6 protein-coding genes are annotated in these 6,307 nt (G+C 49.1%); 4 read left to right on the forward strand and 2 right to left on the reverse strand.

The window, feature by feature from the left end; all coding sequences use genetic code 11:
• Positions 1 to 27: 27 nt before the first annotated feature.
• Both FJZ26_03340 and FJZ26_03345 read left to right on the forward strand, forming a co-directional pair.
• The gene (locus FJZ26_03340) at positions 28 to 774 is read left to right on the forward strand and encodes a hypothetical protein (protein MBM3229439.1); all 747 of its coding nucleotides are present in this window, start codon (positions 28 to 30) and stop codon (positions 772 to 774) included.
• Positions 775 to 898: 124 nt separating this feature from the next.
• Positions 899 to 2,080 carry a glycosyltransferase family 4 protein gene (locus FJZ26_03345; GenBank protein MBM3229440.1) on the forward strand — a complete coding sequence of 394 codons (1,182 nt, stop codon included), beginning with the start codon at positions 899 to 901 and terminating at the stop codon, positions 2,078 to 2,080.
• 46 nt (positions 2,081 to 2,126) lie between these two features.
• On the opposite strand, the gene FJZ26_03350 is transcribed toward FJZ26_03345, so the two are convergent.
• The gene (locus FJZ26_03350; GenBank protein ID MBM3229441.1) at positions 2,127 to 3,494 is read right to left on the reverse strand and encodes a hypothetical protein; all 1,368 of its coding nucleotides are present in this window, start codon (positions 3,492 to 3,494) and stop codon (positions 2,127 to 2,129) included.
• A 109-nt stretch (positions 3,495 to 3,603) separates the two neighbouring features.
• Between FJZ26_03350 and FJZ26_03355 the strand changes: the two genes are divergently transcribed.
• Complete coding sequence (locus FJZ26_03355; protein ID MBM3229442.1) at positions 3,604 to 4,605, forward strand: glycosyltransferase; 1,002 nt, start codon at positions 3,604 to 3,606, stop codon at positions 4,603 to 4,605.
• Between the two features lie 25 nt (positions 4,606 to 4,630).
• On the opposite strand, the gene FJZ26_03360 is transcribed toward FJZ26_03355, so the two are convergent.
• A complete protein-coding gene (locus FJZ26_03360; protein MBM3229443.1) occupies positions 4,631 to 5,662 on the reverse strand; it encodes a hypothetical protein in 1,032 nt (343 codons plus the stop codon).
• Between FJZ26_03360 and FJZ26_03365 the strand changes: the two genes are divergently transcribed.
• A partial coding sequence (locus FJZ26_03365; protein ID MBM3229444.1) for an NAD(P)-dependent oxidoreductase occupies positions 5,649 to 6,307 on the forward strand: 659 nt, incomplete at its 3' end. The two genes, FJZ26_03360 and FJZ26_03365, sit on opposite strands and share 14 nt — an antisense overlap.

The following is a 6,307-nucleotide window of genomic DNA, read 5'->3' on the forward strand; positions in this document are numbered from 1 at the left end:
TTCCAGTCAGTCACCCCAAAGTGCTACTTGTTTCGTGATAATCAATCCCCGCCTGCCTCATCCTCTCAGGTTTTTATTGGCAAAAAGGAGCTGCTTGAATCGACCCCGGGGTTTGTGTCGGTGATTGTCTACAACAACAATCAGTTCAAATCACTTTGCGCTTCTGACCCAAAATCCGTCAACGAGGGGATAGGCACGCTTTACATGCACACCTGGCTGCTGCAGCTTTTAGGCTGCGCTTTAAGGGAAACAGAAGACAAAAAGCCGCAGGCCGTGGCTCAAAACAAAAACCCCCAGGTCCCGGCCCATAAAACCGGCAAGCAGGCAGCTCCAGTGCGCCTTTCGGATGTCCTTGTTGTTGAAACCCGCTCGGCAACCCATATAAAAGACGCAAACAGGCAGCTGCTTTTCATGTTTGACACCCTGAAAATCCACATCCTTAATGTCAAGTTTTCGCTTCTTGGAAAATACTTTGGACGGGAAAACCTCCCAATGTTTTTCAGGCAGCTTGCAAGCAGATATTTCCGCGCAGTTTTCAACATAATACTTGCAAGGAAATTCAGAAAGGCGGGCTTTGACATGCCGATTGCAAAGCATTTGGTGGCATCCCACCCATTTGCCTTTCCGCTTCTGCTGCTCCCATATGCCGCAATCACCCTTCTGCCAGTGCTTTTTTCCAGGGCAACCTACGTGCTATTCAAAAACCTGCTTTTAATCATTCATGCAACAACCGAGTACGAAGTGCACTTGTCTGAAAGCAGGTGGAAGCCATGATAAAAGTTGACAGACAATGTGACTTGCAAACTGCAGCCATGCAAACTGCAGCCATGCAAACATTATTTATCCAGGATGCGAAAATAACCTGGGCGCAGATGCTTGATTTAGATGGTGTTTTGTTTTGAAAGTTTATTTTGTGTTCTTTGACTCAATAAGCCCGGGAAAGCGCGGCAACTTCCTGTTTTCAGGCTGGCAGAACAGGGTTTCAAAAGAATTCAAGAAGTACCACCCTGAAATTGAGGTTCATGTGGTGCAGCCAGAGCGGCTGCTTGCAAAGGAATACCATTTTACCGACGAGCTTCTTATCCACCACCACCTTTTTCCGGCCCTGCCGCTTCTATTTGGCCATGACTTGTCCCTGGGGCTTCTCTCATTCGTGCGCAAGGCGGCACGGGAAAAATGCATAATCATCCTGTTTGAGTATCACACCCTGCAAAATCTTTTCATTGCCAGATTTCTGAAGGGCAACTCAAAGCTGATTGGCCAGCAGCTAGGCGGCCTGCCCTTTGAGATTAAGGCGCAGTACAGGCGCGACTGGGGGGCGCTCAACAGGGCCTTTGCAAAATTTGCGTCTGGCTTTGAGCTTGCCTGGTTAAAGAAAATCGACTACTTCATAACAAACTCGTCTGCCGAGAAGGAGTGGCTTGTCTCAAGGATCAGAGCCGCCCCAAAAAACATCGAGATAGTCCAGATGGGTGTTGATTTCGAGCGGAACACGCCGCCAAATGACAAGCACGAGGCAAAAGCCAAGCTAGGCCTTGACCCCAAAAAAAAGCACGTGATGTGCTATGGCGGGGTGGGCAAGGGCTCCCTTGTGCTTCTTGAGGCCGTAGGAAAAATCAATGACCCAAATACAGTTGCCATGCTTGTGGACCCAGATTCGCAAACTGAAAAGACGGCAGGAGCACTTGGCAGCAGGGCTGTTGTCTTCAAGTCTGTAAGCAACATGCCTGATTGCATCAGGGCAGCGGACTTGCTTGTAAGCCTGTGGGAGGGTGTTGTTCCTGGCAAGTGCTGGCATGGCATTGGCCTTGTGCTTGCTGAGGCAATGGCATGCAACATACCAGTAATTGCAAACACTCTTGGCGACTATGACCTGCTTTCAGGAAAAAAGCCCTATCTTGGGCCAGAGTTTTACTTTTCCGGAACCGACTCAAATCTTCTTGCCTCAAAAATCGGGGAAATCTTATCCAAGCCGGGTAAAAATCCCTATCCTGCGCTCAGGGAAAAAATGCTGCTGTTCCACGACTGGGAAAAAAAGGCGGACAACCTGGCAGAAGTTTGCAAGCACCTGTTGGGGTAAGCAAGGCAAAAGAAAAAGTTGGCTGCAACAAGGCACAGATCTCTTCTCATTTTTTCATATTTATTACGCCCTTGTAAAAAGCCTCAAGCATCCTTGAAAGGTTTTTTGGCATTGGGGGATAGCTTCCATCCGCCATAAGCCGTAAAAGCGAGGCTGCAGCAAGAAGGGGAATGGCTGCGGCTGCAGCTGCTGCCAATGCGGCCCCGGCAAAAACCCAAAAGACGCTTCTATTCCACGCATACAATTTTTCCTTGTAAAGCACCGGCTTTGCAAACATCATGTATGGCATGAAAAAATAGTACTTGTCCAGGAATTTTTCAGTCGGCCCGAAATAATCCCCCTTGATGAAAAACAGCTGCGCAAAGCGCTTTACAAGAAACAGGTTTTCCCCGATTTTTGTCATTATGCCCTCGTCCCTGTTTCTCTCCATGAAATACAGGGTTCTTTGGTTCTTGCCCTTAACACCAGACTGCCAGTCTTGTCTATCCTGTCCATCTCCAATATCGGCAGCAATCCCAACCATTCCCTGCCTTGCAGCCGCCTGAGGTATTGAAAACATCTCGGAGTCCCTGTATCTTTTGCCAAAGTTCAAAAGCAGCCCGTCAAAGGCTGCCCTGATTAGCGGCCTGCAGGCTCCAAGGGAGAAAATGAAATAGTACGTGAACCAGAAGAAAAGCCGCGCAGTGTAGAGGGCCGCGCTTTTGAGCTTGAGCTTTTCAAGGCTGTACCTGATGACAAGCAGGTATGCTGCAAACAAAGCCCGGTGGTAGTAGAGATATTTGACCCCTCTGCCTGCCATGTCCACAAGCGTGTTGTTTGTCAGCGGGTGCACTGTCTTGGCCGACTTGTCCAAAACCATCAGGCCGGCAAGCTCGAGTCTGTGCATGTACTCAAAGTCCTCCCCTCCCTTGAAAAAAAGCACGTACTCAAACCCCGCCTTTTCAAACACGCTTCTTGGCGCAACCCCGTACCTGTTGATAAAGTAAAGCTCGCGCACGCCGTCCTCGTATGAAACCGGGAAGACCGCTTTTTGCTCCTTTTGCGAGCGCTCCACAATCCTCTCAATAAGGTTGTCGGAGTCAGGATAGCAGTCCGCGTCTGCGTTGATTACAAATTCATAGCCAAGGGTGTAGCCGATGACCTGCCCTATCCCAAACCCGCCAGACGAGCCAAGCGGAAAAACTTCTTCGTAAAATATCAGGTTCAGCTTTTCAGGTGCGGCTTTTGGCGAATCGCCAATAACAATCACGTCAAAGTCAGCCCGTGTTTGTCTGACTAGAAGCTTCAAATGCTCTTCAAGGAGGCCGGAGGACTTCCCCGATGGGATTACAAGGGCTATGGGGTTTTTTTTCACCCCGCTTTTCCTTACAACAAGCCTGCCCAGGATTTCTTCAATGTTTTTCGAGTTTTCCAAAAATACCAAGCCCTGCGACTTAATAACATACTTTTAATTATGCATTTTTTAACCGGGTTTTATCTTTGAATTGCAATACTTTTTAACCCCATTTCCCAAATACCCTCTCATGGGCGTTTCCCTAATCTGCACTGTGCTCAACGAGCAGGCAAGCATTGAGAGGCTCTTGCGCTCAGTCTATTCGCAAACAAGAAAGCCCGACGAGTTCATCATTGTTGACGGCGGCTCCAGGGACGGCACTGTGGAGACAATAAGAGCGTTTTTCTCCAGGAACAAATCCAAGGGCATTGATTCAAGAGTCATTGTGGAAAAAGGCGCAAACATAGCCCGCGGCAGGAACGTGGCTATAGGGAACGCAAGGCACCAAATCATTGCAATTTGCGACGGGGGAGTAAGCTTTGGGGAAGACTGGCTTGAAAAACTGGTGCGGCCACTTGAGCAAGATGCAAGCGCGGACATTTCAGCAGGTGTTTATACCGGTGGAAACCCCCAAACTTTTTTTGAGAGGGCAAGCGTAGAGCTTCTCTATCCAAAAATCAGCAGGCTTAAGGATGGCTGGGCGCCTTCAAGCCGAAGCGAGGCATACAGAAAAAAAGTCTGGGAAAAAACAGGCGGCTATCCGGAGTTCCTCTACACTGCAGAGGACACTGTTTTCCATGAAAAGTGCAACAAGCTTGGTTTTGTCTTCAAGCTTGCCAAAAACGCTGCGGTTGCCTGGCCGCCGCGAAACACGCCATCCAAGCTTTTCAAGCAGTACTACCTGTATGCTAAGGGAAACGCCCAGTGCCTGCTAATACTTAGGTGGCCTTATAACAAACGCCTTCTCCTGCTTCTTGCTTTCTTTGTCGCTGAATTTTTTCTTTTAATATTTTCCAGTCAAACGTTCTTTTCACTCCCCCTGCAGTGGATTCTTGCACCAATAGCCCCGCTAATCGTGCTCTTTGGCATGTTTTTTGCGCTGGCATTAAAGTTCAAGTCATTTGGCATGGCTGTCGCAGGAGTCCAAATAATAGTAATCACAAATGCCGCCCATTTTGCAGGCATTGCAGGGGGCATCCTTCAGGGAATCAAAAACAAGCTCAACGGAAATCTTGCCAAACATTGGCTTTAATCCGTTCAATTAACCAACTAATCCTTCAGGTCCTCCAGGAGACCATGCCTTCAGAGTCAAAATCAAAGTTCACAAGCTTGGCGTCTGCCTGCTCAAGCGACTTCATTATCCTCTTCCTGTCAGCTACATCACAAATAACATACAAAAACCCGCCGCCGCCTGCGCCTAGAAGCTTCCCGCCGTAAGCCCCGTTTTTCCTTGCAATCTCATAAAGCTTCTCAAACTCCGGGAATGTTACGCCAGGCAGCCTCTTTTTCTCAAGCCAGCTTGAGTGCAGCAGCCCTCCAAGCTCCTTTACATCGCCGCAAATAAGCGCGTCTTTCATCTGGTGGGCATAGTCCCTGATTTTCTTGAGGTACTCAATGCTCTCCCCCCCGGCCCTGATGTCCTCCTCTTTTTTCCTCTCAACGTCGTGCGCAAAGCTTTTTCGCGGAAACGAGGTTTCAAAAAGCATCATGGATGAGTGCCATTCGCAAAGCAAGTCCTCCTCAAGCCGAAGCGGGGATATCTTAATCTCGTTTTTCTCAAACTCAATGAAGTTGAAGCCGCCAAACACCGCAGCATACTGGTCCTGGTACCCCCCTGGCCTTGAAAGCATTTTCCTCTCAACGTTGTATGCTTCCTTTGCAAACCTGTCCCTGTTCATCATGGGCTTTCCTGATGCATTGAACATTGCGGCAAGAAGCGAGACAATCAAGGCCGAGGAGCCGGCAAGGCCCGAGTTTTTCGGGCTCATGGAATGTATCACAAGGGAGTAGCCCTCCTTGGGGTTGAGGCCGGCGATTTTCATTGCAGCCTTGACAACATCAATGTTGTCCTTCTTGCTAATGTCCAACTCAAGCTCCAGGCTGTCAAACGACCTCTCAATACCCCAGTCGTGGGAAACAATGTTTGTCTTTCCAGGCTTTGCCCTGCAAAGCTTTGTGTAAGAATAGAGGCTGATTGCGCTATTTAGCACCGCCCCGCCGTATTTTTCAAAAAATGCCGGCAGGTCGCTTCCGCCACCTCCAATGCCAATCCTGGATGGCGCCCTGGACTTGTAAATGACCTCCTCCATGCTATTATTTCAAGAGGAGCCTTATTATAGCTTTATTTTGCAATTATTTCAACAGATTTCCCGGAGAGTCCAGGCCATGGGTTCGGATTTTCCGGGGCTCAATTACCTTCAAAAAGGCGTTATCATGATCCGAGAGTTTTCGCAGCAGCACGAAGCCCAGCTTGAGAAGATGGCTGACTCGGGCACGCGGGTGCTAATCACCGGCGGGTGCGGCTACCTTGGCTCGGCCCTGACCGAGATGCTTGTGGAGCGCGGCTTTCAAGTCACGGTAGTTGACAACCTGTGCTTTTCCCAAAACGCACTTTTCAACCTCTTTTCGTCCGGAAAGCTGGATTTCATTTACGGGGATGTCACAAACGAGGCGTTCATGTCAAAGCTGCTAAAGGAAAACAAGTTTGATTTTATCTTCCCGCTTGCCGCAGTAGTCGGGTTTCCAACCTCCGACCAGAAGCCTGAAGTGGCCTGGCTCATCAACCATGCCGCAGTCATGCTCATCCTAAAATACAGGAATCCGGACTCAAGGATAATTTTCCCGACAACAAACAGCGGCTATGGCACGACAACAGGCAAGGTGGAGTGCACGGAGCAAACACCCCTCAACCCGATTTCAACATATGGCAAAAGCAAGGTGGCTGCAGAAAAGGC

The sequence above is a fragment of the Candidatus Parvarchaeota archaeon genome (assembly GCA_016866895.1).
GTDB lineage: Archaea > Micrarchaeota > Micrarchaeia > Anstonellales > VGKX01 > VGKX01.